The 26,255-nt window shown below is 66.4% G+C and carries 23 protein-coding genes and 2 pseudogenes; 13 read left to right on the top strand and 12 right to left on the bottom strand.

The window, feature by feature from the left end; genetic code table 11:
• The first annotated feature begins 465 nt into the window (after positions 1 to 465).
• The gene (locus ACWGKS_RS04130) at positions 466 to 1,869 is read left to right on the top strand and encodes a PepSY-associated TM helix domain-containing protein (RefSeq protein WP_358511302.1); all 1,404 of its coding nucleotides are present in this window, start codon (positions 466 to 468) and stop codon (positions 1,867 to 1,869) included.
• 277 nt (positions 1,870 to 2,146) lie between these two features.
• Here ACWGKS_RS04130 and ACWGKS_RS04125 read toward each other — a convergent pair whose 3' ends face one another.
• The 9 genes from ACWGKS_RS04125 to betC form a co-directional block, all read right to left on the bottom strand.
• Positions 2,147 to 2,770: a sigma-70 family RNA polymerase sigma factor gene (locus ACWGKS_RS04125; protein WP_358511299.1), complete on the bottom strand. Its 624-nt coding sequence runs from the start codon at positions 2,768 to 2,770 to the stop codon at positions 2,147 to 2,149.
• A 245-nt stretch (positions 2,771 to 3,015) separates the two neighbouring features.
• On the bottom strand, positions 3,016 to 3,579 hold the full coding sequence (locus ACWGKS_RS04120) for a hypothetical protein (protein ID WP_358511296.1): 564 nt from the start codon (positions 3,577 to 3,579) through the stop codon (positions 3,016 to 3,018).
• A gap of 1,038 nt (positions 3,580 to 4,617) precedes the next feature.
• Positions 4,618 to 5,178, bottom strand: coding sequence for a copper chaperone PCu(A)C (locus ACWGKS_RS04115; protein ID WP_358511293.1), 561 nt, complete (start codon positions 5,176 to 5,178; stop codon positions 4,618 to 4,620).
• A gap of 284 nt (positions 5,179 to 5,462) precedes the next feature.
• Positions 5,463 to 5,591 carry a sigma factor-like helix-turn-helix DNA-binding protein gene (locus ACWGKS_RS04110; protein WP_358511379.1) on the bottom strand — a complete coding sequence of 43 codons (129 nt, stop codon included), beginning with the start codon at positions 5,589 to 5,591 and terminating at the stop codon, positions 5,463 to 5,465.
• Positions 5,588 to 6,052: an RNA polymerase sigma factor gene (locus ACWGKS_RS04105; RefSeq protein ID WP_358511289.1), complete on the bottom strand. Its 465-nt coding sequence runs from the start codon at positions 6,050 to 6,052 to the stop codon at positions 5,588 to 5,590. The genes ACWGKS_RS04110 and ACWGKS_RS04105 overlap by 4 nt, the downstream gene beginning before the upstream one ends.
• Before the next feature lie 145 nt (positions 6,053 to 6,197).
• Positions 6,198 to 7,478, bottom strand: a complete 1,281-nt coding sequence (locus ACWGKS_RS04100; protein ID WP_358511286.1) for an MFS transporter — start codon at positions 7,476 to 7,478, stop codon at positions 6,198 to 6,200.
• 309 nt (positions 7,479 to 7,787) lie between these two features.
• Positions 7,788 to 8,114, bottom strand: coding sequence for a hypothetical protein (locus ACWGKS_RS04095; RefSeq protein WP_358511283.1), 327 nt, complete (start codon positions 8,112 to 8,114; stop codon positions 7,788 to 7,790).
• 299 nt (positions 8,115 to 8,413) lie between these two features.
• The gene (locus tag ACWGKS_RS04090) at positions 8,414 to 9,109 is read right to left on the bottom strand and encodes a formylglycine-generating enzyme family protein (protein ID WP_358511281.1); all 696 of its coding nucleotides are present in this window, start codon (positions 9,107 to 9,109) and stop codon (positions 8,414 to 8,416) included.
• 469 nt (positions 9,110 to 9,578) lie between these two features.
• Positions 9,579 to 11,117 carry a choline-sulfatase gene (gene betC / locus ACWGKS_RS04085; RefSeq protein ID WP_358511278.1) on the bottom strand — a complete coding sequence of 513 codons (1,539 nt, stop codon included), beginning with the start codon at positions 11,115 to 11,117 and terminating at the stop codon, positions 9,579 to 9,581.
• A 38-nt stretch (positions 11,118 to 11,155) separates the two neighbouring features.
• On the opposite strand from betC, the gene ACWGKS_RS04080 reads away from it, so the two are divergent.
• Positions 11,156 to 12,061 (top strand): formylglycine-generating enzyme family protein, encoded by a 906-nt coding sequence (locus ACWGKS_RS04080; protein WP_358511275.1) that lies wholly within the window; start codon positions 11,156 to 11,158, stop codon positions 12,059 to 12,061.
• 25 nt (positions 12,062 to 12,086) lie between these two features.
• Here ACWGKS_RS04080 and ACWGKS_RS04075 read toward each other — a convergent pair whose 3' ends face one another.
• Positions 12,087 to 14,033, bottom strand: coding sequence for a BCCT family transporter (locus ACWGKS_RS04075; RefSeq protein WP_358511273.1), 1,947 nt, complete (start codon positions 14,031 to 14,033; stop codon positions 12,087 to 12,089).
• Positions 14,034 to 15,216: 1,183 nt separating this feature from the next.
• Here ACWGKS_RS04075 and ACWGKS_RS04070 point away from each other — a divergent pair.
• The 9 genes and pseudogenes from ACWGKS_RS04070 to ureG all read left to right on the top strand — a co-directional run bounded on the left by ACWGKS_RS04070 (position 15,217) and on the right by ureG (position 23,571).
• A complete protein-coding gene (locus tag ACWGKS_RS04070; RefSeq protein WP_358511270.1) occupies positions 15,217 to 16,233 on the top strand; it encodes a FecCD family ABC transporter permease in 1,017 nt (338 codons plus the stop codon).
• 27 nt (positions 16,234 to 16,260) lie between these two features.
• A complete protein-coding gene (locus ACWGKS_RS04065; protein ID WP_358511267.1) occupies positions 16,261 to 17,268 on the top strand; it encodes an ABC transporter substrate-binding protein in 1,008 nt (335 codons plus the stop codon).
• Between the two features lie 6 nt (positions 17,269 to 17,274).
• Entirely contained in the window at positions 17,275 to 18,105 is an 831-nt protein-coding gene (locus tag ACWGKS_RS04060) for an ABC transporter ATP-binding protein (RefSeq protein WP_452521683.1), read from the top strand.
• A 480-nt stretch (positions 18,106 to 18,585) separates the two neighbouring features.
• Positions 18,586 to 18,915: an urease subunit gamma gene (locus tag ACWGKS_RS04055; protein ID WP_452521681.1), complete on the top strand. Its 330-nt coding sequence runs from the start codon at positions 18,586 to 18,588 to the stop codon at positions 18,913 to 18,915.
• Positions 18,916 to 19,073: 158 nt separating this feature from the next.
• Positions 19,074 to 19,439, top strand: a complete 366-nt coding sequence (locus ACWGKS_RS04050; protein WP_358511261.1) for an urease subunit beta — start codon at positions 19,074 to 19,076, stop codon at positions 19,437 to 19,439.
• Entirely contained in the window at positions 19,432 to 21,141 is a 1,710-nt protein-coding gene (locus tag ACWGKS_RS04045; protein ID WP_358511258.1) for an urease subunit alpha, read from the top strand. The genes ACWGKS_RS04050 and ACWGKS_RS04045 overlap by 8 nt, the downstream gene beginning before the upstream one ends.
• Positions 21,142 to 21,181: 40 nt before the next feature.
• Positions 21,182 to 21,892, top strand: coding sequence for an urease accessory protein UreF (locus ACWGKS_RS04040; RefSeq protein ID WP_358511255.1), 711 nt, complete (start codon positions 21,182 to 21,184; stop codon positions 21,890 to 21,892).
• Positions 21,798 to 22,556: pseudogene (locus tag ACWGKS_RS04035) on the top strand (urease accessory protein UreD); the annotation flags it as partial. The gene ACWGKS_RS04040 and the pseudogene ACWGKS_RS04035, both read left to right, overlap by 95 nt.
• Before the next feature lie 271 nt (positions 22,557 to 22,827).
• Complete coding sequence (ureG, locus tag ACWGKS_RS04030) at positions 22,828 to 23,571, top strand: urease accessory protein UreG (protein ID WP_358511249.1); 744 nt, start codon at positions 22,828 to 22,830, stop codon at positions 23,569 to 23,571.
• Positions 23,572 to 23,690: 119 nt separating this feature from the next.
• Here ureG and ACWGKS_RS04025 read toward each other — a convergent pair whose 3' ends face one another.
• Positions 23,691 to 24,101 carry an arsenate reductase ArsC gene (locus tag ACWGKS_RS04025; RefSeq protein ID WP_358511246.1) on the bottom strand — a complete coding sequence of 137 codons (411 nt, stop codon included), beginning with the start codon at positions 24,099 to 24,101 and terminating at the stop codon, positions 23,691 to 23,693.
• Between the two features lie 96 nt (positions 24,102 to 24,197).
• Here ACWGKS_RS04025 and ACWGKS_RS04020 point away from each other — a divergent pair, with 96 nt between their 5' ends.
• Both ACWGKS_RS04020 and arsB read left to right on the top strand, forming a co-directional pair.
• Positions 24,198 to 24,482: an ArsR/SmtB family transcription factor gene (locus ACWGKS_RS04020; protein ID WP_358511374.1), complete on the top strand. Its 285-nt coding sequence runs from the start codon at positions 24,198 to 24,200 to the stop codon at positions 24,480 to 24,482.
• A complete protein-coding gene (gene arsB, locus ACWGKS_RS04015) occupies positions 24,482 to 25,564 on the top strand; it encodes an ACR3 family arsenite efflux transporter (protein WP_358511372.1) in 1,083 nt (360 codons plus the stop codon). The genes ACWGKS_RS04020 and arsB overlap by 1 nt, the downstream gene beginning before the upstream one ends.
• Before the next feature lie 217 nt (positions 25,565 to 25,781).
• On the opposite strand, the pseudogene ACWGKS_RS04010 reads toward arsB, so the two are convergent.
• A pseudogene (locus ACWGKS_RS04010) lies at positions 25,782 to 26,255 on the bottom strand (flavoprotein); the annotation flags it as partial.

Raw genomic sequence — 26,255 nt, 5'->3', positions numbered from 1 at the left:
AACCTCCTGGACGATTGCGACGGGACGGTCTTCATCAAGAGAAGTCGTCCAAGAGGCGAAGGTGGTTCCCGGTGGCTTTTCGACATCGCCCCGGGCATCCGTTCACCGCGTGGGTCAAACCCGCAGACCGGTTCCCTGGCCGGAGGAGACGGCTCTGTGGCGTTCACGGTGGATCGGCGCCGACGGACCGGAGGGCTCCCCTTGGCCCATCGCCCCGGTTCCGAACCATCGATCGAGAGATGGTCGGAGACGGCCGCCTCACGCAATGACAGTCGTCTCGGAGAGTGGAGTGGGTCCCCCTCTTGGCATCCTCGGCTCTCTTTGGTACTCACTCGTGGCGGTGCGCTGTGGTCGGCGGGAACTTCGGGGCCTTCGAGGGCGACTGGTGAGGTAACGGACATCGGCGAGTGCTTTTCGACGGACCGAAGGCCGTTTCCCAGATGCCCAACCGAGGAACCCACGACCATGGCAGACACCACCCCACCACCCGACACCGCGCAGGCGCGGCCCAACACATGGGCACTCCTGCGACCCCTGATCCTGCGCCTGCACTTCTACGCCGGTGTCTTCGTCGCGCCCTTCATCCTGGTCGCCGCGGTCTCCGGGCTGTTGTACGTATGGACTCCGCAGTTGGAACAGGCCCTGTACACCGACCAATTGCACGTGGAACAGCAGGGCGAACCGATCACGCTCCAGGAACAGGTGTTGATCGCCCAGGAGGAGTTGCCCACGGGTGAGCTGAACGCGGTGCGTCCGGCCACGACCGCGACCGATTCGACCCGGGTGCTGTTCGACCTGCCAGAGCTTGGGGAGAGCCACCGGATGGCGGTCTTCGTCGACCCCTACGACGGTGACGTCCTGGGGGTGATGGAGTCCTACGGAACCAGTGGCGCACTGCCCGCACGGACCTGGATCGACCTGTTGCATCGAACCCTGCACCTGGGGGACGTCGGTCGTCTGTACAGCGAACTCGCGGCCAGTTGGCTCTGGGCCGTGGCCGCTGGTGGAGCCGTGATGTGGATAGCCCGAAACCGGCGCCGACGTGGGCTTCGCCGGGCGCTCGTACCCCAGGTCACCTCGTCGAGGGGCCGTGCCCGCTCCCTGTCGGTTCACGGGACCATCGGTCTGTGGGCGCTGATCGGCTTGTTCTTTCTCTCGGCGACCGGGCTCACCTGGTCTCAGCACGCCGGAACCAACATCACCGAACTCAGGGAACGGCTGGCCTGGACCACACCTTCGGTCTCCATCGAGGCGATCCCACAAACGCCCGGGGTCGATCTGGGGATCGACCGCGCGCTCGACACGGCACGTGATCACGGCTTGGACGGTCTGGTGGAGGTGGCCGTGCCACAGGACAGCACCTCCCTGTACACGGTGACCCAGATCGATCGGAGCTGGCCCTCCAGCGTGGAGGCGGTGGCCATCGCTCCGGACACCGGAGAGGTCACCGACACGGTGCGCTTCGAGGACTACTCCCTGATGGCCAAGCTGAGCCGGTGGGGGATCGACGCCCACATGGGGGTCCTCTTCGGGGTGCCGAACCAGATCGTGCTCACGGCTTTGGCGCTCGCTCTGATCACCGTGGTGGGCCTGGGATATCGGATGTGGTGGCAGCGGCGACCGACCCGGTCGAGCGCGTGGAGTCTGGGCCGCCCCTATCCCCGGGGGAGCTTTCGTGTGTTGCCCTGGTGGCTGAAGGGTGTCGTGATCGCCGTTGTTGTCGGGGTCGGCTGGGCTCTGCCCCTGCTGGGGCTCTCGCTCGTCGTGTTCCTCCTGGTGGATCTTGCCGTCGGCGCCTACCACCGTCGGCGAGGCTCCACAGGAACCCCGACCGGGGATGCGCCGGCCTCGGTCGAATCGAAAGTGTAGGTCTCTCCGCGAAGGCGGGGGTGGAACCGAAACCCGGTTCCACCCCGCGTCGTTGTGCCCCATGCGCCAAGGTGCGCGCCCGGGACGGAGCCGACTGAAGAGCACGAAGTCGGCGTCGGCGACGGCGGCCGGATCCGAGGTCACGGGCGGCGTCCCGGGCCGCGGAGTGCGCACCGGGACCGTCCACGGCGATCATCCCGCTGATGTTCCGGCGCAGACCCAGAACGGCGCGCAGCGGGGTGGACGTCGGGGGTTTTCGCTCGGGCACGGCCGACGATCACGTTCGGTGCTCCGATGCGGCCTCGTGGAGCATGTCGGCCAGGTCCCGCCTGCCGCGGGCGACCCGCGAACGGACGGTTCCTATCGGTGCTCCGGTCAGGGCCGCGGCCTCGGCGTAGGGCAGGCCGCAGATCTGGGTGAGGGTGAAGGCGGTACGCCGTTCCTCGGTCAGGTGACAGACCAGCGATAGGAGAGCCAGGTGCTCGTCGAATCGGCCCACGGCGGCCATGTCCCTGCTCCGTAGGGCGTGTTCCAAGGGTTCGCAGACCGGCCGACGGCGCTCGGCGCGGTATCGGTCGGCCACGGTGTGTCGGGCGACGGAGAACAACCACACCAGGATCGGTGCGCGACCGGTGTAACGGGACAGCCCGGTCAGGGCACGGGTGAAGGTCTCCTGGGTCAGGTCCTCGACCCAAGTGGCGTCGACGCGCACGGCGATGAACCGCGCCACGTCCGCACGGGTTCGGGTGAACAGCGTGTCCAACGCTCCGGGTACTCCTGCTCGGGCCCGTAGGGCCAGCACGGTCAGCTCGTGGTCCTTCGAATCGCGTTCGTCCACTGGAGAGGGAGAGCCGACCTGATTCGAGGCAGGGGAGATGGGGGTGGGTCGGGGGGAAGGCATACGGGTTCCTTCTGTCTTGCCCTCGTCGCACGACAAGGCCGATCCGCGACGGGACCGGCTCATCCGGTCGGTCCGGACAGGGCGCTGCGCGCTCGCATGGGCGATCAGCGGGGAAGGGGGAACGCACTCGGATGCGCGCATGGTGGAAGAAGCCGTATCGACGGCGCCTTCCGACCCGGTCCGTCACGAAGGGAAACAGGCAGGAGAGATGGCCCTCGACAAGCCGGCGCCGTCCGGGGCGGTACTCAGATGGTCACGGTGCTGGGCGGCCCGCGCAGAACGCGCACGTACCGCAGACAGGTACCGCGCGAGCCGGTGCCCCGCTCGTCTTTCGGTAGGGGTGATGCCGGTGCCCGGCGACGGGGAAGAACTCCGATGACGACGAGGAGGAGGCCGACGGTCGCCATCGCCATGAAACGCAGGAAGGCGAAGAGCCGCGTTTCCCCGGCCCCCAACCACCAGGCGCTGAGCACGGCCACCAGGACGTGAGCGGCCGGCATCGTCCAGGTCGGTGCGGATGCGGCGGCCTCGGTAGAGATCTGGTGGTGTCCACCGCCGGAGGAGGTGTAGCCGTAGGTGAGGTGGAGGGCCAGTTGGCTCCACAACATCCATGCGATGAGCGTGCCTCGGCTCTGCGGCCGGTTCGAGGCGGCCCAGGCGATCCCGAACACGAGCACCATGCCCAGGAGCAGACCACCGAGGGGGACCTCGTCCCCCGAACTCGAGCGATGGGAGTGTGCGGACACAGTGGCGCACACCAGGGTGAACATCCCGGCGCGTAACAGGCGGCACGGTTGTCGGTCGGTCATCGCACACGTATCGTGCCACTCGGTGACGATCGGGCCAAGAGTGGTTCTGGCTCGAACTTCTCAGCCGCCCTCATTCAGCGTCGCGGGAGAAACCGAGGCGAGTTCGGCCCGCCGAGGACCGTCCCGGGAACGAAGTCTCGGCGGCGAGGGCAAGGCCCCACCGCCGATTCCTGGCCGATCAGCTGCCGCAGGGCGTCGCGGTCGACCTTCCCGGCGGGGTCGATCGGCGATCCTGAGCACCATCGAACACGCTGACCACCCCCGACCCGGACGTGGGACCGAATCAGAGAACTTCTCCGTGTTTCTCCGATCTTCGATGGCCGGAAAGGGTGAGCGGGGGTGCCGACGGGTTCCCCGGACGTCCCGTCATGTGACTCGGCTCGCGTCATACTCTCTCGCTCCCTCCCGTCGAGGGTCGGCCGCCGCACGGTCTGCGGTCGGGGCCGATGAGGAAGGACCGAGGGGGCGTTCGGGACCGCGCTTGCCCGAACACCCCCATGAAATCCGACCATCGTCCACACACCTGTTCCGGTGGCCGCATGCGGTGGACCGAGGTGACCGCGGTGCCGCGACCGGGCTGGTGGAGCAGACCGGATCTCGGATCGATTCGAGTGTGTCCAGCGGCGGAGGCTCCGTGTTTCCTCGATGCCGCGGGATTCGGTACACCGGACCGTCCTCTGTGGCGAGCGCAACCGAACGCTCACAGTAGAAGTCGTCCCTGTCGGTGAAGAGGTTCCCGACCAACGGAAGTTTTCCCGGACTTCGTTGGTCGGCATCGCCGTGGTGCCCATCCCTGTCCGTGTGCGGGGCCTTCCGGGTCCAGGATCAGGAGGCCCAAGAGTTCCACGGCCAGGGGCCGGAGCCCGTACAGGAACACCGTCCCTCCCCGTGGTGAGCCCACGAGAACGGCCGTGCGCAGCCGCCGTAGACGATGGGAGGCCAGGTTCTGCCGGATCGAGCAGATCCACGTCAGAGCGCTGACGCGGAACTCGTCGCCTCCGCGATGGCTTGCGCGCGGAAGCGCTACCCGGCGGTTGTTCAGTGGTGCCCCCCGTGCCCGTGATCCGTGTCGTCGTGACCGTCACCGCTGCCCAGCGGCTCGACCGGTACATCGAACTCGACCACCGCACCGCTGCCGAACCCAAGGGTCACGGAGATCTCCTCTCCCGGTTCGAGTGGAGCGTCGATGTCATTGATCATGATGTGGTGACCGCCGTCCACGAGCTCGGTCGACCCTCCCGCGGGAAGGGGGATCTCCTCGACCACCCGCATCTGCGCGGCCCCCGATTCCGTGGTCTCGGTACTGCACAGGTCGGCGTCCTCCGAGGCGCTCGTGGACACGTCCACGATCGGGTCGTCGGACTCGGAGGTGTTGTGCGCCCGTAGATAGAGCACGCCGACCTCGGGATTGGCCGGTTCGGGGATCCACGCCTCGGTGATCCGGATATGTTCCTGTTCGGCTTGGCCCCTGTCACTGTGCTCAGATCCCTGGGCTTGGACCTCGTCGGGTGCACCACACGCGGTCAGCCCCGCAACGAAAAGGGACGCCGTGGCGAGCGCGACAGCCCAGCGGCCGCCGGTGAAGGTGTGACCGTTCATGTGTCTTCCGTTTCTGCGGGAGCATCTCTTCTCCCCTATCCAGTCGTTCGCACGCGGTCCGAAGTTCCGGACGAGGGGCCACTCACCGAACAACTCCTGACCGAGCCGGGCCTCCCGGTCTTCGAGCGGCGGGATCGCGAAGAGCCGCGCCGCCGACCGGGCCGACGGTGGCGCGGGCGGTCGGACCGGTCGGTAAGGCCAAGCCCAGAGCCGCCAGGAGCGTTTTCGTCGCGGTCACGTGGTTCACGTCGGGTCTCGCTCTCACGTCGGGTACGGGAAGGTGTTCACTCCGCGGCACGGAGCATCTCGATCAGGTGCTGTCTGGCGCGTGCCACCCGTGAGCGCACCGTCCCCACCGGGACCTTGAGCAGTTCGGCCGCCTCGGCGTAGGGCAGACCCTCGACCTGGGTCAGGACGAAGGCACGCCGCCGGTCGGGAAGGAGCTGATCCAGCAGGGACCACAGGGCCAGGTACTCGTCGAACCGGCCGTTCTCCGCGAGGGAGCGCGGGTCCTCCAGAGGAGGGAAGGACTCCGCCCGGGGGTGCGTGCCTGGAGGCGGTAGCGGTCGGCCACGGTGTAGCGGGCCACGGAGAACAGCCAGGAGCGCACCGAGGAGCGCCCGGCGAAGCGCGGCAACCCCCGCAGTGCCCTGGAGAACGTCTCCTGGGTGAGGTCCTCGACCCATTCGGAGGTGACCCGCCCCGCGATGAAGCGGGTGACGTCCGTTCGGGTCAGCGTGAACAGGGACTCCAAGGCCTCGGCGTGCCCGGATCGCGCCTGGGAGACCAGAAGGCCCGGCACATCGGCGGACGGGGGCGAGTGCGGAACGGTGTCCGGGGCGGTTTCGTCGGCGTGGTGGTCGGTTGGCCACATTCCTCGGGAACCGGCCCGTTCAGGGAAACGACTCCGATGGTGTGGCGGATAGGTGGGAGGACGTCGATCCGGAGCGGGGGTCGGTGGAGGTGATGCCCAAGAGCGCGGCGGAACGCACGGCCTCGTTGGTGTTGCGGGAAGCGGATCAGACGTCGTTCTCGCGCACGAGATGGGTGAGCTTTCGGCCGAAGAACACCACGACGGTCAGAGTGACCACGCTCACCAAGGCATAGGGGGCGCGAAGCGCGTCCGCCTGGCTCATGTGCGGGGACAGGAAGGACACGATCACGCCGCCGAGCGCCATGCCCACAGCGCTCATGCCCCAGGTGACGGTGCGCATCGCGGCGTTCACCCGGCCCAGCAGGTGATCCGGCGTGATCCTCTGGCGAATGGAGGTCATGGAGACCCCGTATCCCAACACCAGACCGCCCGCGAGGAAGTACACCCCGGCCACCACCGGCGTGACCGGAAACAGCGCCACGGCCAGGTACAGGAGTCCGCTTCCGGTCAGGCACACCACCGGCAGGGTGCCGTATGGGAGAACCGAGCGCAGCCACGAAACGATCTGGCCGCCGACGATCCCCCCGATCGCCGCGAAGGCCATGAGCAGCCCGAAGCCGGCCGAACCGAGGCCCAGGGTGTCGCGGACGAACAGGACCTGTGTGGAGAGCATGGTCGCGAAGGCGGTGTTGACGAACACCGCCACAACCGCCACGGCTCGCAGAAGCGGCTGATTCCACAGAGCCCGCACACCCTCGACCAGGTCCGACCCCGCACTACGGAGCCCTCGTGGGCCGGGGAGCGCGGTGAGGGAGGCGCCGGCCGGAGGAGCGGTGGCGCGCACTCGCAACAAAGCCACGACCGACACCGCCAGCGCACCGATGTTGCACAGGAACGGGACGAACAACCCGAGCGTCAGCACGAAACCGCCCAGAGGACGGCCACCGAACTCCTGCGCCACCAGGGCCCCGGATCGGAGGTTTCCGTTCGCACGTTCCAGCCGCTCCTTGGCCACCAAGGAGGCCACCGTGGTCTCGGCCGCCGTGTCGTAACAGACTTCGAGTGCACCAAAGGCCAGTGCGAACACCGCCAGGAGGGGGACGGACACCCAGCCGAAGAACACCACGACGGCGAGAAGTACCCAGAGCAGCATGCGCAGGGAATTAGCGGCGACCATCAGCGTGAACCTGGGTACTCGGTCCACCAGGACCCCGGCGGGAAGCGCCAGAAACAGCCAGGGCAGTCGCCCGAAAGTAGCCACTAATGCCACGAGAGCGGCATTATCTGGAGCCAATGAAGACGCGAGCCACGGTATCGCGACCATCGCCACGCCGTCGCTGAGATTGGAGGTCAGCGACGCGGCCCAGAAGGCCCAGAAACTTCCACCGAGTGGCGCCGTCGACACCTTGCTCGGGGAGCCGGGCATGGATTCAACACCGATCTTCCTGGCGAACAGGTGTTTCGGGTCGATCCCGAACAGAGGCACCGGAACGCCGCGTCAGGTTAACAGAGAAGTCATGCTGATCAAGGTCGTCGAACTTATCCGGGGGCAGGTCAGAGAGCGCTCGTGCAGGCCGGGAACGGGTGCCCCTGATCGAATCGGTGGACATCTGTCACGGGAATGTCCAGTGGATGGATCGGGTATCGTTCATCAGCGAAAAGCGATTCACCGTGGAACGCTATGACGAGATCGATAGCGGATATTCCGTCGCCGCCGAGGTGATCCCAACGATTTTCAGGTCGGGCTCCCATGCTCGAAATGAGTAAGTACAAGGGCGGCTCCGGCGACATCCCCGATCTTGCCGGGGCCGGCGGTGATGGGCTGGAGCAGCCGCCATCGCTGGGTGACCAGCGCGAATCCGTGCTCGCTCAGACGACGCACACCCCACTGGAGCTTGTTGAGGGTGCGGTTGTCCAGGGTCGACAGTGGGCCCTGGCACGCCCGCCTCGTGACATGGTGCAGGTCCGGGGCCTGATCGGCAAGGACGGCGGTGGCTTCGTCGATGTGGCGATAGCCGGTGGATCGGCCGATGCCGTGATCGCGAGCGGTCGGTCCCCTCACGGAGGTGGCGCAGCGCCATGAACGCCTGGTGGTGGCAGGACGGGGCACGGGTCCCCTCGCGGGTGCCGCGCGGCTTGTGTTCGGTGGCCACAAGGCGGGAGAGGAAGAGGACGACTTCCCTGGGGACGTCGAGGACGGCACGATGGGTGACCACGTGGAGTCTTTCACGGTAGTCCGGCAAGATTCGACGCCTCGTCTTCTACCCGGGGCTCCACGTCTATGTTCGCTGAACGGTCATATCTTCCACGCGGTCCGGTTCACGGCTTTCAATTCAAAGTCGCGGGGATCACCTCATCGTGCTATCGCGCCGACCGGGCGAGTCGGAAACCCAGGTCGTCGATGCGAAAGGTCGGATGGCTTTTGCGTCGGCAGGACGCCCTGCACGCTCGGGGCAGGTCGTGGGCGCCTCCACCGCGGAAAACCCGATATGGACCGTAGACCGCAGGGTTATAGGTGTCCCAGCACCACTCCCATACGTTGCCGATCATGTCGTGGAGTCCCCAGGCGTTCGGGGTCCGTGTGGCGACGTCGTGCACCTCGTCCTTGGAATTCCCGCGGTGCCAGGCGATGTCGTCCAGCTCGCCATACCGCACCCCGGGGGTCCCCGCCCGGCAGGCGTACTCCCACTCCGCCTCGGACGGGAGACGGTAGCCGTCCGCCTCCCGGTCGCAACCCACGTCCTCCGCGTTCGGTTCGTCGATCTCCGTGTAGCAGGGTTCGAGCCCTTCCGACAGCGAGAGCAGGTTGCAAAAGCGCACGGCGTCGATCCAGGAGACCTCGGTCACCGGCTTGCGCCGTTTCGCGTCGATCTCCGGTGCCTCGCCCCGCACGGCCCCGTACAGCTCGCGGGTGACCGGGTGCGGCGCCAGACGGAACGCGGCCACATCGACGCTCCAGCCCGTCATGGTGCCTTCGTCGCGCAGTCTGATCTGGCCGCTGGGCAAACCGATGAGCGCTACGGAGCTCGTGGTGGCCGACGTTCGTTCAAGACTCATGGGAATTGTTTCCGTGTTCGGGCGGGGCCGGGCTCCGCCGGCCGCGCGAGAAGAACCGCTCCTCCAACCGCTCTGCGGGCACGGATACGACTTCGGAGCCGAGGAAAACCGCGCCGATGAGGTCATACGCATCCTCCGTGGTGACCACCTCGGGTCCGCCCGAATCGCACATCAGGACCTGGAAGCCACCGCGTTCCTGAATTCGATCCGCCATTATTCGCATTCTGCGCGATGAGTCTGACGCTTTGCTCGTCAAACCTATCGGTAACCGTTCGGGTGTGTGGAATGGGTCGACCGGTTCTCCTTGGAGGCGGAACCCGGGACCACCGCAATGAGGCGGACGGATCGTTCCTCGTGGCGCCCCGCCGCAACGGCCGGATGTGGTCGATGGTGTGCACCATCCGCGCTCCTTGGCATACGGCGCCGGGGCGGGCTCACAACGAGACGGTGAGCCCGACCCGTACCGGACTCATCTCGAAGGGTCGGAGACCTTCCCGTAGCCGAGTGCCCCCCAGAAGTCGCCACGCACGTAGCGCTGCTCGGGCTCGGGTTCGAAGTCCCAACGGCGCACCCGCCCCTTCCGCAGCGCCTCGGCGACGAGACGGCGACTCGCCTGGCTCGCGAGCACGTCGGATTCCAGGCGAGGGATGTCGTATCGCGCCTGGAGCGCCGTCCGCATCTCCCGAACGATCTCCGCGCATTCGGGCGCCGCCGCGCGATTGCGTAGTTCGTCCGGATCCACCGAGAGATCGAAGAACTGCTCCGGATCGCCAGGGCACAGCACGTATTTCAGGTGCCCTCGCACCAACGTCAACTGGGGTCGCAACGTGCCCTCCGCGAGGTACTCGATCACGATGTCGCGATCCTCGGGGCTTGCTTCGCCCGCGCGCTCTTGACGCGCTGTCTCCAACAGCGACCGCCCGTCCTGCCCGCTCACCGCGGGGGCACCTGAGAGCTCCAGCAGGGTCGGCATCAGATCGAGCAGGCAGACCGTGTTGGCGAAGCGTCCCCTGGGCACCAGGTGCTCAGGTCCGTGCACGATCATCGGTACCCGCGAGGACTGCTCGTACGGTGACATCTTGTACCAGAGGCCCTTCTCGCCCAGCATGTCACCGTGGTCGCTCGTGACGATGATGACGGTCTCGTCGGCCAGCCCGAGCTCCTCGACGCGTTCGCGAACGCGGCCGACGTGGTCATCGATGTAGTTCACCGCGGCGTAGTACGCGCGGCGGGCCCTGCGTACCTCTTCGATACCGGGCTCCCGTACGTCGAACCCGCTCATCGCCCGCAGTCGATGACTGTGCGGATCCTGCTCGGGGTCGGGAACCTCGGGATGGGCCGGATCGGGGATCTCGACGTCGGCGAACCGGTCCCAGTGCTCGCGTGGCGGCTCGTACGGATCATGCGGATGAATGAACGAGGTGACCATCAGGAAGGGCAGGTTCTCTCCCGCGGCCTGGTTGACACGGACCCTGTCGTTGAGGTGCCGCAGGGTACGGAAACCGACCTCGTCGTCGAAGTCCTGCTGCACCGTCGCCTTCGAGACTCCGGCGCCGAACACCGCTTCGGCGTCGTGATACCACTGAAGCCGGTTCTCCGGTCGGCGATCCCAATCGGGCACCATGTCGAGGTCGGCCGGGTAGACGTCGGTGGTCAGCCTCTCCTCGAAACCGTGCCGCTGGTCCGGTCCGATGAAGTGCATCCTGCCGATCAGCGCGGTGTGGTACCCGATCGCCCGCAACCGGTGAGCGAAGGTCGGTTCGGAGGCCGCGAAATCGGCTCCGTTGTCATAGCAGCCGATCGCCGAGGGCATGCGGCCGGTCATCATCGACGCACGCGAGGGGGCGCACAGCGGAGTGTTGCAGTACGCACGATCGAACACCGCCCCCTCGTCGGCGAGGGCGTCGATGTTCGGGGTCCTCGCGGACTGGTCACCATAGGCCCCGAGAGCCTGAGCCGCCATCTGATCGGCTTGGATCACGATGATGTTCGGTCTATTCCGAGTCATGAGTCTTCCTTCCAACGAGACGGAACAAGGGGGTCCGAATGAGTTGCTGTGGTCCCGAACGCGACACGACCGGCCGACGGCCGGGGGGCTTGACGGGCGCCGACGGCAGGATGCTGGAGCGCCTCGCCGCCACCGCGAGCGACGATCTGCGGATGGTCGGCCTCGCCGGAGGCACGTTCCTCATGGGCAGCACGGATCGGTTCGCCTACCCCGAAGACGGGGAGGGACCCGTTCGCCAGGAGCGGGTGGGGCCGTTCGCCATCGCCCCGACGACGGTGACGGTGGCCGAGTTCGCCGCCTTCGTGCTCGACACCGGGTACCGCAGTGAAGCCGAGAGGTTGGGAGACTCCCTCGTGTTCCAGGGGCTGCTGCCCGAGAGGCTGCGCAGCGGTGCCCCGGCGGTCGCGCAGGCGCCATGGTGGCGTCGGGTCGAGGGTGCCTGCTGGCACCGGCCCGAAGGACCCGGGTCCTCGGTGGAGTCCCGCGGCGCACACCCGGTCACCCACGTCTCGCAGCGGGACGCGATGGCCTACGCCCAGTGGGTCGGTGCCCGGCTTCCGACGGAGACCGAGTGGGAGTTCGCTTCGCGCGGCGGGCTCGAACAGCGACCCTTCCCCTGGGGCGCCGTACGAGAACCGGAGGGAGTGCCCCGCATGAACACCTTCCCCGGTGATTTCCCGGATGGGCCGACCGGTGTGGTGGGCACCGTGCCCGCCGTGTCGTTCGCACCCAACGCCTACGGGTTGCACAACACCACGGGCAATGTCTGGGAGTGGACCGAGAGCGTCTTCGGCGATACCGATGGACGACCTGTGCTGCGAGGCGGATCGTACATGTGCCACGCGTCGTACTGCCGTCGATACCGCACCTCCGCGCGCATCGCGGCGACCGCGGACACGACCCTCGGCCACGCGGGTCTTCGCCTGGCCCTCGACGTCGGCTGATGGGCGGGGGCCCAGGGTGATGGAGTCAGCGGTCCTCATAGCCGTCGGCCCACTCCCCGGTCCCGAAGTCGTAGCCGACCGGTTCGCCCTCCTCATTGGTGCGCTGGTACCACTCGGTGTAACTCTCGTCGGTGGAGTCGATGTCGGCGCCCGCCCCACCCCCGGGCGGGGATTCCACGACCTTCAATGAGAAGTCGTCGCCGTACCGATCCACTCCCTCGGTCACGGCGTTGTTCACCGCGGTCTCGACATAGCGCATGCGTAGCGTGAGCGGATCGGTACGCAATTCCTTGAACCACGCGATGATGGCGACGAGCAGCACGAGCGCGAACGGCACCGCTGTGACGATCACGAGCTGCTGCAACCCTTCCAGTGCCAGTGCGTCACCGAGAAGGAGCATCACGATCGCGATTCCCGACATGACAAGGCCCCAGAAGACGACCACCCAACGGCGGGGCTTTTGATCTCCCTGTGTGGTGAGCATCCCCATCACGACCGAAGCGGAATCGGCGGCGGTGATGAAGAAGATCGCGAGCACCAGGATCACGACATAGGGCAGCCATTCGACATACGGCAGATTTTCGATGAGGGTGAAGAGCACCTCGGGTGCGGGCATGTCATCGGTGAACCCGTCCGCGCCGTCCCGGTACATCCAGATGGAGGTTCCGCCCATCACCCCGTATGCGATGAAGAGCAGCGAAGACGGAATGAGGATCGTGCCGAGGACGAACTGACGGATGCTGCGACCGCGGGAAATACGTGCGATGAAGATGCCCACGAAGGGCGACCAGGAGATCCACCACGCCCAATAGTAGACGGTCCACAACGATTGGAATTCCTGTGTATCCGCACCCCACGAGAGTGAGCGACCCATCATGTCGAACATGGAGCCGAGATACTCCATGATCGCCGAGGGAAGCAGATTCATGAGGAACAGCGTGGGGCCGAGGAAGAGCACGATCACGATCATGCCGATCGTGAGTACGATGTTGATGTTCGACAGGTAGCGGATGCCCCGGGAGACCCCCGAGACGGCCGAAATGATAAAGCCGATGGTCAAAATCGCGATGATGACGACCAGAGTGTCGTTCGTGAGCTCCCCGGCACCCGAGATGACACTGACACCGGAGCCGATCTGCATGGCCGCGATACCGAGAGCGGCGGCGGTGCCGAAGAGTGTTGCGATGATCGCGAAGATGTCGACGAGTTTTCCGGCAAAGCCCTCCGTGAGCCGCTGCCCGAACAATGCGCGGAAGATCGAGGACATGAGCAGGGAGCGACCACGGCGATATGCCGCGTAGGCGACAGAGCCGCCGACCAGCGCGTAGATGGCCCACGCGTGAAAGCCCCAGTGATAGTACATCTGGGCAAGGGCGGTGTGCACCGCCTCTACCGACTCGGCCTCGCTGGTCAGTGGAGGCGGCGAGATGAAGTAGCCGAGGGGCTCTGAAGGACCCCAGAAGAGGACCGCCACACCCAGTCCGGCGGCGAACAGCATCGCAGTCCAGGAGAACGTACTGAACTCGGGCCTCTCGCCGTCCTTGCCGAGCGGAATGTTCCCGTAGGGCGAGAGCGCTATGCCCAAGAGGGAGACGAGCACGACGATGGCCACGACATTGAACATCCACCCGAGGTTGTCGGTCGACCAATAGAAGGCCGTTTCAGCGACCCCGGCGACGCTTTCCGGTGACAAGACGCCCCAGATGACGAAAGCGACCGTCAGTGAGCCGGCGATCGCGAACACGAGCCAGTCGACTCGGTATCGGCGACGCTGCTCGTCGATGGCGATGCCTGGAACCAGGACCGGGTGCGTGTCGTGGGGATACCCGGGATGCTTGTAGTCCAGGCTACCGAACGCCGTGGTGCCAGTCCGATTCTGCGGGCTCAAGGATTCATCGTTTTCCTTGGCGTCCTTGCGACCTTTTCGGCGGCGGCTTGGTTCGTCTCTTCCCGGGTTCGAGTTCTCGGGCATTACAAACACGGCCTCCTCGTGAATATTCAGGCAGAGGCGCAGGTCGGGTCCGCGAAGACGCGAGTGCGCGTTAGGAAGGTTGATCAGGGAGATTGAAAGGGCAGGGGTGGCTCTGTCGAATGCCGGCAGAAGTAGGACACCCTACTGGCGAGGGTGCCGCAGAATGACACGCGTGTATCTCTGTGCGCATGTCGTTGTCGGAAAGTGTCGGTCACCGTTCCTGGCAATTTCGATTCGATGCCCCCGGAGCGCTCTCGGTCAGGGTTCGCCGCCCTGCCAACCGATCGCCGCTCCTTCCCACGAGTCGTTCTCGTGGCCGACCGTGTCAGGAGAGGTGCGCAGGCCGGTCGGGTCGCGAAGTACGGCTCGAACCGTAGGGCCCGTCTTGAGCCCGTGCCTGGATCGGCGCTGCCCCAACAATGCAAATTCCGACATATTTGATGTAGGATAACTGTGGCGCACGCCACTGTCAACTCTTCGGATCGTGGTCCGAAGATTGAATTGTCTTGCATTTCTTTCTCGGGATCGATGTCATGATCATGCTTGATGTTCTGGAGAGCAGGACTTTCTTGCGTCTTTGAATTCGGCCGTCCGCGAGGTCCTCGCGAAGTGGGTGGACGGGAGCGTGGTCGGGTAGGGTCCATTCGGCATCGGAGGGTTCATGGCGGCAGGTTCTCTCAAGTCCCCGCGAGGCCGGGTTCGTGGCTGATCCCGAGGGGGTGGGCCCGCGCCTTCGGGATCCGGTGTTCTTGCGATGAGTGCAGATGGCGCGGACCGCCAGGTTCAACGTAGGAGATGACTAGGGCGGCGCGGCGGTGTGGAACTGCGTCGGAGCCTCTGATGTGTGGTTGTTTTTTGGTCGAAACCTCTTCTGACAGGGGCTTCTCGCTGTCACGAGTGGGTGCCGATGGCCGGTGCGGGGTTGCGCCCTGCATCTTCAGGAGGAAACAGGATGAAAAGGGTCCTCATGTAGACCTCGGGGCGTTCGTTGCGGTCGCAGCCGGCGGAAAGATTCTGAAGTGCCAATAAATAGTATTTCCTTCAACCGGAAATAGAAGGGCTTCGGATCTGCTGAAGACCACTCGTATATGCAACAATGTGGCGAGTGGCGACTCAAGCACCTGAACAGCTCACTGCCGCAGTACGACGACGTGCTCGGCTTTGGACCGTCGGCCTCCTCCTCTTGGTAGGGATCAGTGCGGTGTTGTGCGTCGGTATCGGTCCGGTTTCGCTGCCGCCCCAGACGACGGCGGCGGTCGCGGCCGAGGAGATCGGGCTGATCGATGATTCCGGAGCGACCCCGGCAGAAGCCTTCATCGTCATCAACATTCGTCTGCCCCGCGTGGTCCTGGGCCTTGCGGTGGGGGCCGCGCTGGCGATGAGCGGTGCGGTGCTGCAGGGCATGATCCGCAACGTGTTGGCCGACCCCTACGTCCTCGGTATCTCCTCGGGTGCGTCCACGGGTGCCGCCGCGGCGATCCTCTTCGGTTTCGGTGCGAGCATGGGACAGTACTCACTGCCGGTCAGCGCTTTCTTGGGCGCCATGGGCGCCTCCCTTCTGGTCTTCTGGCTCGGGCACGCCGGGGGGCAGGCGACCTCCATCCGTCTGCTCCTCGGCGGTATCGCCGTGGGTTACGCGCTCTCCGCGGTCACGAGCTTCCTGGTCTTCTCCTCCGACGACGCAGAGGGCTCCCGCACCGTCATGTTCTGGCTGCTCGGGTCACTGTCGCCGGCGCGTTGGGACGGATCATTGGTCACCATCGTCGCTGTCGTGGCAGGGGGAGCCGTTGTGCTGATGCTGCTCTCACGCCCCCTGGACGCACTGGCGGTCGGTGACGAGACGGCCCGAGCCCTGGGTGTTGACCCCGCCGCGACCCGACTCAAACTGCTGACAGCGGTCTCGGTCTGCACGGGAGCCGCCGTTGCCGGAGCCGGAGTCATCGGTTTCGTCGGGCTTGTCCTGCCACACCTGGCCCGCCGTCTGGTGGGCGCCGTCCACGCCAGAATGTTGCCGGTCGCGGCGCTGTTGGGCAGCGGATTGTTGATCTGGGCCGATGCTCTCGCCCGAGTACTCATGCAACCGCGCGAACTGCCGATCGGAATCATCACCGCACTGGTCGGCGCCCCGTTCCTGTTGCTCTTGATCCGACGGATGTACGCCAAGAACACCTGGAAGCCGCTTGCACGTTCTGGCATCTGAGGTGGCTCCCGCTGAGAGAGGCAGACCATGAGATTCAGAACCGCCGTTACGGCTGGGGCCCGCCTGACGTGTCTCTCCGTTGTCGCCGCCCTGGTGATGACCTCCTGTGGAGACGGCGCGACCGTCGAGTGTGAAGGCGGGGCCGGATCGCCGGAGGGCTATCCGCTCACCATGGAGAACTGCGGTCACGAGATCACGTTCGAGGCCCCGCCGGAGCGGGTGACCCTGCTGGAGTCCGCGCCGGTGACGATCCTCGATGGCATCGGAGTCTTCGACCGTGTGCGGTCCCGTGCCGGGCACTTCCCGCTGGAGTACTACGACGACGAACTGGCACGGAAGGTCCAAGACGTAGAGGCGTTCTCCGAGGACATGGACGCATCCGGTCACCTGATGATCTCCGAGGAGGTGGTCGTCGCCCAAAGCCCGGACCTGGTTCTGGGGCTGCCTGATGGGGTCACCCGTGCGGGCCTGGCCGATGCCGGCGCCATGGTCCTGACCCAGGAGCTCTACTGCGAGGGAAGCAGGGGGGAGACATCCTTTGACGATCTCTACGCAGAGATCGACCGTTACGGACGGATATTCGACCGCGCCCAAGAGGCCGAGACGCTCAACGCCGAGCTGTCCGACCGTGTCGCCGCGGTCGAGGGGCGGACCCGCGATGAGGACCGCAGCGCCGCGGTGCTCTACCCCTCTGCCGGCGGAGGGCCGCTGTACACCTATGGCACCGCATCGATGGCCCACCCACAGTTGGCGGCCGCGGGCTTCGAGAACGTCTTCGCCGACATCGATGAACGTGTTTTCGAAGTCCAGACCGAGGAACTCATCACCCGCGATCCGGACGTCCTCATCGTCCTCTACCAGGGCGCGGAACAGGACGCCGAGGACGCGCTCTCGCGGCGCTCCGGCCTTGGGGTTGTTTCAGCGGTTTCGGAGGGCGACGTTTATTATCAGTTGTTCAACTTCACCGAGCCGGCCTCGCCTTTGGCGGTCGACGGGCTGGAGAGCATCGCCGAACACTTCAACGCGCGGGGCTGAATCGCGATGACACGGATGTTTTCCCACCCTGTCGCGGCACAGAGCAGTTCCCGCCCCGTACTCTCGGCGAGCGGAATCGGGCATTCCTACGGTAGGACGCCCGTCCTGACAGGGGTGGACCTCCAGGTGTGCCGCGGCGAGGTTCTCGGATTGATCGGGCCGAACGGCAGTGGCAAGACCACACTGCTGCGGATCCTTTTCGGTGCTCTGCGCCCGCGGGAGGGGACCGTCACGTTCGACGGTCGGCCGCTGACGCGGTTGAGTCCCCGACAGATCGCGCAGCGCATCGCCGTGGTGATTCAGGAACCGCGGAGCGAGCTGATGCTCTCCGCCGCCGACATGGTGATCCTCGGCCGTACACCGCATCTGGGTATGTTCTCCCGCCGCGGTCCCCGAGACGATGAGCTCGCCGCCGCCGCGCTGGAGAAGGTCGGGGCTCTGGACCTGGCGCACCGTGACATATCCGAGCTGTCCGGTGGGGAGAAGCAGCGGGTGCTGATCGCCCGTGCCCTGGTGCAGGAGGCCGACTGCCTGCTGCTGGACGAACCCACCAATCACCTTGACATCGGCTATCAGCATCAGGTCCTCGACCTGGTTCGGGGTTTGGAGATGACCGCGGTGGTGGTCCTGCACGATCTCAATCTCGCGGCCCGGTACTGCGACCGTTTGATGCTGTTGGACCGAGGCAGGGTGCGCGCGAGCGGCGACGTTCCGCAGGTTCTACGGTCGGAGACGATCGAGCGCGTCTACGGGGTGGCGACGGAGCGGGCAACGGCGTACGACGAGGTTCCCCAGTTGCTCTTCCACCGTTACCAGGGGCCGGCGGATGAAGTATGACCCCTACCCGCTGCGGGAGATCTCCGCGTACCGACCTGCTCGGGTCGGAGCACACGACGGCCATCGGTGCCGGCGCCCGGAAACCGTGTCGACGTCACTGACCGGGCTGCGCTCGCCGATGGTTTCCACTTTCTCCATTGGGTGTTTCGGTTGGATGTGACAGGTGTAGCCGATTGCCGCGTGAGAACGGAATCGCTCATCAACCGATTCAGATGATGTCCTTTCCATCTATTTTGGCTTGAGGTAGTGGTTCTGGTGAGAACCCGACCAATGCTTAAAAGTCGGAATCCGCACGCTTAGAGTGGTTTCTGCGAGGGTGATGTCGGAGTTCGGCGGGCGTGTCTTCGTCGGGTTATCGGGTAAGTGCTCTACGGTCGAAGAATCGAAGGTGAACTCTGAACAATGGCCGATATGGATGGTTCACCTCTGGGGTTCCGGAACCCGATTCGGGCGGTTTCCTGGACGACCTGACTCGGTTTCGTGCCGCGCCTCGACGAGGAGGAAGTCGTGCTTATTGCCCTCCATGAGCAGGAAAAGCTCATGATCTACACCGCCGGCAGATTGGCGTGGGAACGACGGGGGAGGGGACTGCGGCTGAATCTGCCCGAGGCTACGGCCGTCATCTCCTCGGCGCTGTACGAGGGTGCCCGCGATGGTCGCTCGGTGGCAGACCTGATGGAATACGGCCGCACGGTGCTGGCCCGTGACGATGTGATGGCCGGAGTGCCGGAGATGCTGGCCCAGGTGCAGGTAGAGGCCACTTTCCCCGATGGTACGAAGCTCGTGACCGTGACGGGGCCGATCCCATGAGCGACGATCATCAGAAGTGGGAGCACCCCTCCGACGCGCCGGGCCGTGACTACCCCCAAGAGGGTGCGCCAGAGCGTGGGAGTTTCGACTCGGACGCCGACCGTGCCCATTCATCAGGGTATTCCGGTCCCTCGGAGCCACGCCGCCCTGGTACGGGCATGCGCCAGTCTCCGTTGCGCGAGGACACCCACGTCGACGCGGGTGAGCCCGGCATCATCCCGGGCGAGTTGCTGCTCGGTGATGACCCGGTGAGCATCAACCAGGGTCTGGACGTCACCGAAGTTCGAGTCCTGAACACCGCCGACCGCCCGATTCAAGTCGGGAGCCACTACCACTTCGCCGAAGTCAACGCCGCCCTCGACTTCGACCGTGACGCCGCCTGGGGGCGCAGACTGAACGTGCTCTCCGGCGGCGCGGTGCGTTTCGAGCCGGGGGCCGTCGTCGAAGTGGAGTTGGTCGCGATCAGGGGACGACGAATCGTTCCGGGCCTGCGCGGTCTGTGCGGAGGAGCGCTGGATGGCTGAGATCCCACGTGCCGAGTACGTGTCGTCCTACGGTCCGACCACCGGCGATCGTATACGCCTGGCCGACACCAACCTGCTGATCGAGATCGAGGAGGACCGTTGCGCAGGCGGAGACGAGGTCGTCTTCGGTGGCGGGAAATCGATTCGCGAATCGATGGGGCAGTCCACCGTGACACGCGCCGAGGGCACCCCGGACCTGGTCATCACCGGTGCGGTGATCCTGGACCATTGGGGTGTGGTCAAGGCCGATGTCGGCGTCCGAGACGGCCGCATCTGTGGAATCGGCAAGGCCGGCAACCCGGACACCATGGACGGCGTCGACCCCGACCTGGTGATCGGTCCCTCCACCGAGATCATGTCCGGCAACGGCATGATCATGACCGCCGGTGCCATCGACACACACGTACATTACGTGGGCCCCGACATGTTTCGTGTGGCGATCCAGACCGGAACCACCACGGTGGTCGGTGGCGGTACAGGTCCCTTCGAAGGGTCCAAGGCGACCTTGGCGACGCCGGGCGAGTGGTGGCTGCACCGCATGTTCGAGGCGATGGACCCGTGGCCGGTGAACTACCTGATGCTCGCCCGCGGGAACACCGTCTCCCAAGAGGCGCTTTGGGAGCAGATCCGTGCCGGCGCGGGTGGGCTGAAGGTCCACGAGGACTGGGGCGCCACCCCGGCGGTCATCGACGCCGCTCTGCGCGCCGCGGACGACTCCGGGGTACAGGTCGCCGTCCACTCCGACACTCTCAACGAGGCCGGGTTCGTCGAGGACCTGATGCGCGCGGTCGATGGTCGAACGTTCCACTCGTACCACACCGAGGGCGCCGGCGGCGGCCACGCTCCGGACATCATCCGGATCGCGGGCTACTCCAACGTGCTGCCCGCATCGACCAACCCGACACGGCCCTTCACGGTCAATACGGTCGACGAGCACCTGGACATGGTCATGGTGGCCCATCATCTGAACCCGCAGGTGCCCAACGACCTGGCTTTCGCGGAGTCCCGCGTGCGTGCCGGAACCATCGCGGCCGAGGACTTCCTGCAGGACATCGGCGCGTTGTCGATCGTCTCATCCGACGCCAACGCGATGGGCCGCATCGGGGAGGTCATCTCCCGCACCTGGCAAACCGCCCACCGCATGAAGGAGCTGCGCGGGTCCCTGCCCGGGGACGCCCACGCGGACAACCACCGGGCCCGCCGGTACGTCGCCAAGTACACGATCTGTCCGGCGGTGGCCCACGGCCTGGAACCGCACATCGGGTCCGTCGAGATCGGCAAGATGGCCGACGTGGTGCTGTGGCAACCGGCGATGTTCGGCGTACGTCCGCACACGGTCATCAAGGGCGGTATGGCCGCCTCGGCCGCGTTGGGCGATCCCAACGGCTCCATCCCCACCCCGCAACCGGTCATGCCGCGCCCTGGTTTCAACGATCACACCCGCGCCGCGGCGTCGACGTCCGTGGCGTTCGTGTCCCAGGCCGCCCTGGACGCGGGTTTGCCGGAGAAACTCGACGTCGTTCGTGGGATGGTCGCCGTGGAGTCCGTCCGTGGTCGCACGAAGGCGGACATGCCGGAGAACGCCGCGTTGCCGGAGATCTCGGTGAACCCGGACACCTATGGGGTGACCGTCGACGGTGAGCTCATCGAGCATCAGCCCGCCTCCGAGGTTCCGATGAGCCAGCGCTATTACCTGTTCTGAATCGATATCGGCTGCGACGAGATGACGGAGACCACGCGGGATGGCACATGGTGGTGCGGGGTTGCTGTTGCTCACCGACGGGCGTCTGCCCGCCGGCGGGTACGCCCATTCCGGTGGACTCGAATCGGCCATCCGTACCGGTAGGGTCCGTGACACCGCGGACCTCGGACACTTCCTCACCGGACGGATGAGGACGACAGGGGCGATGAACGCCGCCTTCGCCGCGGCCGCCTGTGCGACCCTGCGTCGGAGCGCGGAGCCCGAGGCCGACCTCGATGACCGGCGGCAGGCCCTGAATCGGCTGGTGTCGCTCGACGCGGAGCTGGACGCCCGGACCCCCTCACCGGCGCTGCGGAAGGTCTCACACGCCTTGGGTCGCCAGTTGCTGCGCGCCCTGAAGGCTGTGAACCCGCATCCGCTGCAGCAGCGGATGCCGCAGAGAACCAACCACCCGGTGGCCTTCGGCGCCGGGGCGGCGATGTTGGACCTCGCGCCGATCGACGCCGCCCGGGGTGTACTCCACGATGCCGTGTCCGGCCCGGCGTCGGCGGTGGTGAAGTTGATGAGCGTCGACCCGTTCGACGCTTATCGGGTCATCGCCGATCTGCGCGGTGTCCTCGACGAGATCGCCGAAGACGCCGCCGAGCGGGCCTGGGATGAACCGGAGGACCTACCATCCTTCGGTGCTCCGTTGTCAGACCACGTGGCCGAAGTCCACGAGACTCAGGAGGCGAGACTCTTTGCGTCCTGACACGCCGGTCGCTCCGCAAGGCGTGCGGAAGGCGAGGTCGTCACCTTCATGGATGTCCGCCTCGGCGGCGCTGACCTGTGAGCTCGATGGTCGAGGCACCAATCGACTGAGCCGGATGCGCTCAGAGGGCCAGCTGGTGTTGCGGCCCACCCACGCCAAGGGCTTCGAGCCATGGGCCCATCACCAGGCCGGCGTCGCCCGTGTCTCGCTGTCCGCGGGCACGGCGGGCCCGCTGGGTGGTGACCGGCTGCACCTCGAAGTCGTCATCGGGGACGGTGCCTCGCTGGTGCTCAACGAGATCTCCGCGACCCTGGCTCTGCCGGGGACCACCGGGGACCGGTCGCTGATGTCGATCGACGTCCAGGTCGGGGAAGGGGCCAGCTTCATCTGGCTTCCCGAACCGGTGATCGCCGCCCGCGGCTGCGATCACCGGCAGGAGGTGCGGGTGCGACTGGCCCGGAGCGCACGTGTTCTTCTGCGTGAGGAGCTCATCATGGGACGACACGGTGAACGACCGGGTGCTATCGCCCAACGGGTGCGCGTAACCCGCGGAGGTGGCGTCCTCTACGACCAGGAACTGCGCCTCGGTGGGCGGCACATCGGTTGGAACACCCCGGCAGTGGCCGGTTCCGCCAAATGTGTGGGCAGCACCCTGGTGGTGGACCCGGGCAGCGCCATCGGCGCGGGCTCTGCGGCGCTGGGGGCGCGTTCCGAGATCGTCGACGACTCCACGGTGATCATGGGGATCGCCCCCGACACCGTCCAGATCAGCTCGGTGGGAGAGGACAATCTCGCCGTCGGCCGCTCCACCGTGAACGCCCTGAAGTCTCTGGGGCCACCATGGGCTCAGAGCTGATGGGAGGGCTCGCGCGAGAGCAGACGCTTTTCCGGGCCGGCCGAGCTGAACGCCGGCATCGACCACACACAGGAGAACCATGGGTATTGAGAACACCACCGATGAGAAGCAGAACGTCGAGGCATCGAGGTCCCGGTCGCTGCGTCTGGGAGTGGCCGGGCCGGTCGGCACCGGGAAGAGCTCGGTGATCGCCACGCTGTGCCGGACGCTGTCCGAGGAAATGCGCATCGGGGTCATCACCAACGACATCTACACCGACGAGGACGCGCGTTTCCTCAAGGCCGAGGGGGTGCTGCCGGACGAGCGGATCCGCGCCGTCGAAACCGGAGCCTGCCCGCACACCGCCATTCGTGACGACGTCACCATGAACCTGCTCGCCGTCGAGGACCTGGAGCAGGACTTCGCTCCACTGGACATCGTTCTGGTCGAGTCCGGGGGCGACAACCTCACCGCGACGTTCTCACCATCGCTCGTGGACGCGCAGTTCTTTGTCCTCGACGTGGCCGGTGGTGGCGACGTGGCACGCAAGGGAGGGCCGGGGATCGGACGTGCGGATCTGCTGATCGTCAACAAGATCGACTTGGCCGACCACGTCGACGTCGATGTCGCGCGGATGATCGAGGACGCCACACGTGCCCGGGAGGGCGCCCCGGTGTTGGCGCTTTCGAGGAAGCACGAGGACACCGTCGAGCAGCTGGGAGAGTGGGTGCGCGCCCTGCGCCGCCGGCATCTCGCCGGGGCCCACGTGCCCACCGACCCCGGCCCCATGGCTCCTCACTTTCACGCGGACGAGGAGGGCGGATACTTCCATAGCCACACGTAGTCGACAGGTGTGGGTGTGTCCTGGTGGATCGCCTGCTCGTATCGCCACCCGTCTCGTGCCGTGGCGGTGCGGGGCGGGTGGGCGTCTGGAAGTGGCCCTCGCGCCCGCGGTGGAAATGGTCAGCGGGGGAGTAGTTCGTCGATGAGTCCTTCGACGCGTTCGCGGATGTCATCGCGGATGGGGCGGGCGGCTTCCACGCCCTGTCCCGCGGGGTCGGGGAGTTCCCAGTCGAGGTAGCGCTTGCCGGGAAAGAACGGGCAGGTGTCGCCGCAGCCCATCGTCACGCACACGTCGGAGGCCTCGACCGCGTCGACGGTGAGGACCTTGGGGTTCTGGTCGGTGATGTCGATACCGACCTCGGCCATGGCCTCGACGACCGCGGGGTTGAGCGTGTCGGCGGGGGCCGAGCCGGCCGAGCGGACCTCGATCCGACCCTCGGACAGGTGGCGTAGCCAGGCGGCGGCCATCTGGGAGCGTCCGGCGTTGTGCACGCAGACGAAAAGGACGGACGGCTTGCCGGTGCCGGTCATGGCGGGTGTTCCTCTACTTCGGAGCGACGGGAAACGTATCAGGGGAGGCTGATGAGATAATATCAGCGCATGCTGACGTCAGTCGATACTGATCCAATGAAGGCCCTGGCCGACCCGCTCAGAATGCGGATCGTGTCCCTGCTCGCCCACGAGACCCTGTGCACCACCCACCTGGTGGAGGAGACCGGCGCCCGCCAGACCAACCTGTCCAACCATCTGCGCCTGCTGCGCGAGGCCGGGGTGGTGGAGACCGAACCATGCGGCCGGTTCACCTACTACCGGTTGCGCCCGGAGGCCCTGGAGGCGCTCTCCGAAGGGCTGTCCGCGTTGGCCGCCACCGCCCGCTCCACTGACGCCGCACAGAACAAGCGGGCCTGTTGATGGGGCGCTCGGAGAGCACCACACGCGAGATCAGCGCCTCCGCGGTGGCGAAGCTGTCCACCCTGGACCGGTTCCTGGCCGTGTGGATTCTGCTCGCCATGGCCGTCGGCCTGGGCCTGGGACGACTGGTTCCCGGTCTGAACGAACTCCTGGCCGCGCTGGAGGTCGGCGGGATCTCCCTGCCCATCGCCCTGGGACTGCTGGTCATGATGTACCCGGTGCTGGCCAAGGTCCGCTACGACCGCCTGGACACCGTCACCCGCGACCGCCGCCTGCTCCTGTCCTCCCTGGTGATCAACTGGGTGGTCGGCCCGGCGGTGATGTTCGCGCTGGCCTGGATCTTCCTGGCGGACCTACCCGAGTACCGCACCGGACTGATCATCGTCGGCCTGGCCCGCTGTATCGCCATGGTCGTCATCTGGAACGACCTGGCGTGCGGGCATCGCGAGGCCGCCGCCGTGCTGGTGGCCCTGAACTCGGTCTTCCAGGTCCTGCTCTTCGGTGCGCTGGGCTGGTTCTACCTGGACCTGCTGCCCGGATGGTTGGGCCTGGACACCGGCGGGCTGGATGTGTCCCCCTGGTCGATCGCGCTGAACGTGGTGATCTTCCTCGGCATTCCTCTCGCCGCGGGGTTCCTCACCCGCCGGCTCGGTGAGGGGAAGATGGGACGCGAGCGCTACGAAACCCACTTCCTGCCCCGGATCGGGCCGTGGGCGCTCTACGGGCTGCTGTTCACCATCGTGCTGCTCTTCGCCTTGCAGGGGGAGCGGATCATCGGTCAACCGCTGGACGTGGCCCGCATCGCGGTGCCGCTGCTGGCCTACTTCGTCCTGATGTGGTTCGGCACCTTCGCCTTCGCCAAGGCGATCGGGATGGACTACGACCGCACCACCACGCTGGCCTTCACCGCGGCGGGCAACAACTTCGAGCTGGCCATCGCGGTGGCGATCACGACCTTCGGGGTCACCTCCGGTCAGGCACTGGCCGGGGTGGTCGGTCCGCTCATCGAGGTCCCGGTGCTCATCGCCCTGGTCTACGTATCCCTGGCCTGGCGCAAGCGCTTCACCCCCGAACGCCGGTAGGGGAGTGTCCTCGGGAACGCAGGCCTCGTATCGGCAGGTCTGCGCTCCCGAGCCCCGGCCTTGCCCCTCCTGGTTTCGGACTTCCCGGACGACCGGGAAAGGATGACCATGCCCACCGAAGGACACCGTGTCGACGTCGTCGTGTCCGGGCCGGTTCATGTGAACCACCGGTGGAGGTCCCGACCCAGGGGCCGCTGGTTCGTTCAGGCCACCGGGGTCACGAAATCCGGCCCGGTTCACCCGGCCCGACCTGCTGTGCAGGGCCGGAGCAGCAACCGCTCTCAGCGGTCAGGACTGATTCCTCGGAGGATTCCGTGGGACTCTCGTGCCGAGAGAGAACCGGTGGTTCGGACACGCTCAGGTCACCGCAGCACCCGCCCTGTTCCGCGGCGGGCTCCCGCACGGCCTCGGGCGCGGGGTCACAGCAGCCGTCGGCGTCGGCCTTGGTGGCGGTGGGGTCGTCGAACAGCCCGGCCCCGCCACAGACCCCGGTCTCGGGCAGGACCAGCTCCACGCGGGCCGCGCCCTCGTGGTCCCCGGCCAGGTGCGCGGCGATGCTGCGCACCTGCTCGTACCCGGTCAGTGCCAGGAAGGTCGGGGCGCGCCCGTAGGACTTCATTCCCGCCAGGAAGAACCCGTCCTCGGGGTGGGAGAGCTCGGCCGCGCCGTGCGGGTAGACGGTGCCGCAGGA

The organism is Nocardiopsis sp. NPDC055879, assembly GCF_053615935.1.
This window is presented reverse-complemented; position numbering and strand designations above follow the sequence as displayed.

Coding starts and splice junctions, on each gene's coding strand:
- ACWGKS_RS04065 (WP_358511267.1), top strand. CDS start 16,261: ATGAGATTCAGAACCGCCGTTACGGCTGGGGCCCGCCTGACGTGTCTC.
- ACWGKS_RS04050 (WP_358511261.1), top strand. CDS start 19,074: ATGCGCCAGTCTCCGTTGCGCGAGGACACCCACGTCGACGCGGGTGAG.
- ACWGKS_RS04105 (WP_358511289.1), bottom strand. CDS start 6,052: ATGTGGCCAACCGACCACCACGCCGACGAAACCGCCCCGGACACCGTT.
- ACWGKS_RS04020 (WP_358511374.1), top strand. CDS start 24,198: ATGAAGGCCCTGGCCGACCCGCTCAGAATGCGGATCGTGTCCCTGCTC.
- ACWGKS_RS04125 (WP_358511299.1), bottom strand. CDS start 2,770: ATGCCTTCCCCCCGACCCACCCCCATCTCCCCTGCCTCGAATCAGGTC.
- ACWGKS_RS04060 (WP_452521683.1), top strand. CDS start 17,275: ATGACACGGATGTTTTCCCACCCTGTCGCGGCACAGAGCAGTTCCCGC.
- ACWGKS_RS04045 (WP_358511258.1), top strand. CDS start 19,432: ATGGCTGAGATCCCACGTGCCGAGTACGTGTCGTCCTACGGTCCGACC.
- ACWGKS_RS04120 (WP_358511296.1), bottom strand. CDS start 3,579: ATGACCGACCGACAACCGTGCCGCCTGTTACGCGCCGGGATGTTCACC.
- ACWGKS_RS04115 (WP_358511293.1), bottom strand. CDS start 5,178: ATGAACGGTCACACCTTCACCGGCGGCCGCTGGGCTGTCGCGCTCGCC.
- ACWGKS_RS04090 (WP_358511281.1), bottom strand. CDS start 9,109: ATGAGTCTTGAACGAACGTCGGCCACCACGAGCTCCGTAGCGCTCATC.
- ACWGKS_RS04075 (WP_358511273.1), bottom strand. CDS start 14,033: ATGCCCGAGAACTCGAACCCGGGAAGAGACGAACCAAGCCGCCGCCGA.
- ACWGKS_RS04040 (WP_358511255.1), top strand. CDS start 21,182: ATGGCACATGGTGGTGCGGGGTTGCTGTTGCTCACCGACGGGCGTCTG.
- ACWGKS_RS04100 (WP_358511286.1), bottom strand. CDS start 7,478: ATGCCCGGCTCCCCGAGCAAGGTGTCGACGGCGCCACTCGGTGGAAGT.
- ACWGKS_RS04130 (WP_358511302.1), top strand. CDS start 466: ATGGCAGACACCACCCCACCACCCGACACCGCGCAGGCGCGGCCCAAC.
- arsB (WP_358511372.1), top strand. CDS start 24,482: ATGGGGCGCTCGGAGAGCACCACACGCGAGATCAGCGCCTCCGCGGTG.
- betC (WP_358511278.1), bottom strand. CDS start 11,117: ATGACTCGGAATAGACCGAACATCATCGTGATCCAAGCCGATCAGATG.
- ACWGKS_RS04080 (WP_358511275.1), top strand. CDS start 11,156: ATGAGTTGCTGTGGTCCCGAACGCGACACGACCGGCCGACGGCCGGGG.
- ureG (WP_358511249.1), top strand. CDS start 22,828: ATGGGTATTGAGAACACCACCGATGAGAAGCAGAACGTCGAGGCATCG.
- ACWGKS_RS04025 (WP_358511246.1), bottom strand. CDS start 24,101: ATGACCGGCACCGGCAAGCCGTCCGTCCTTTTCGTCTGCGTGCACAAC.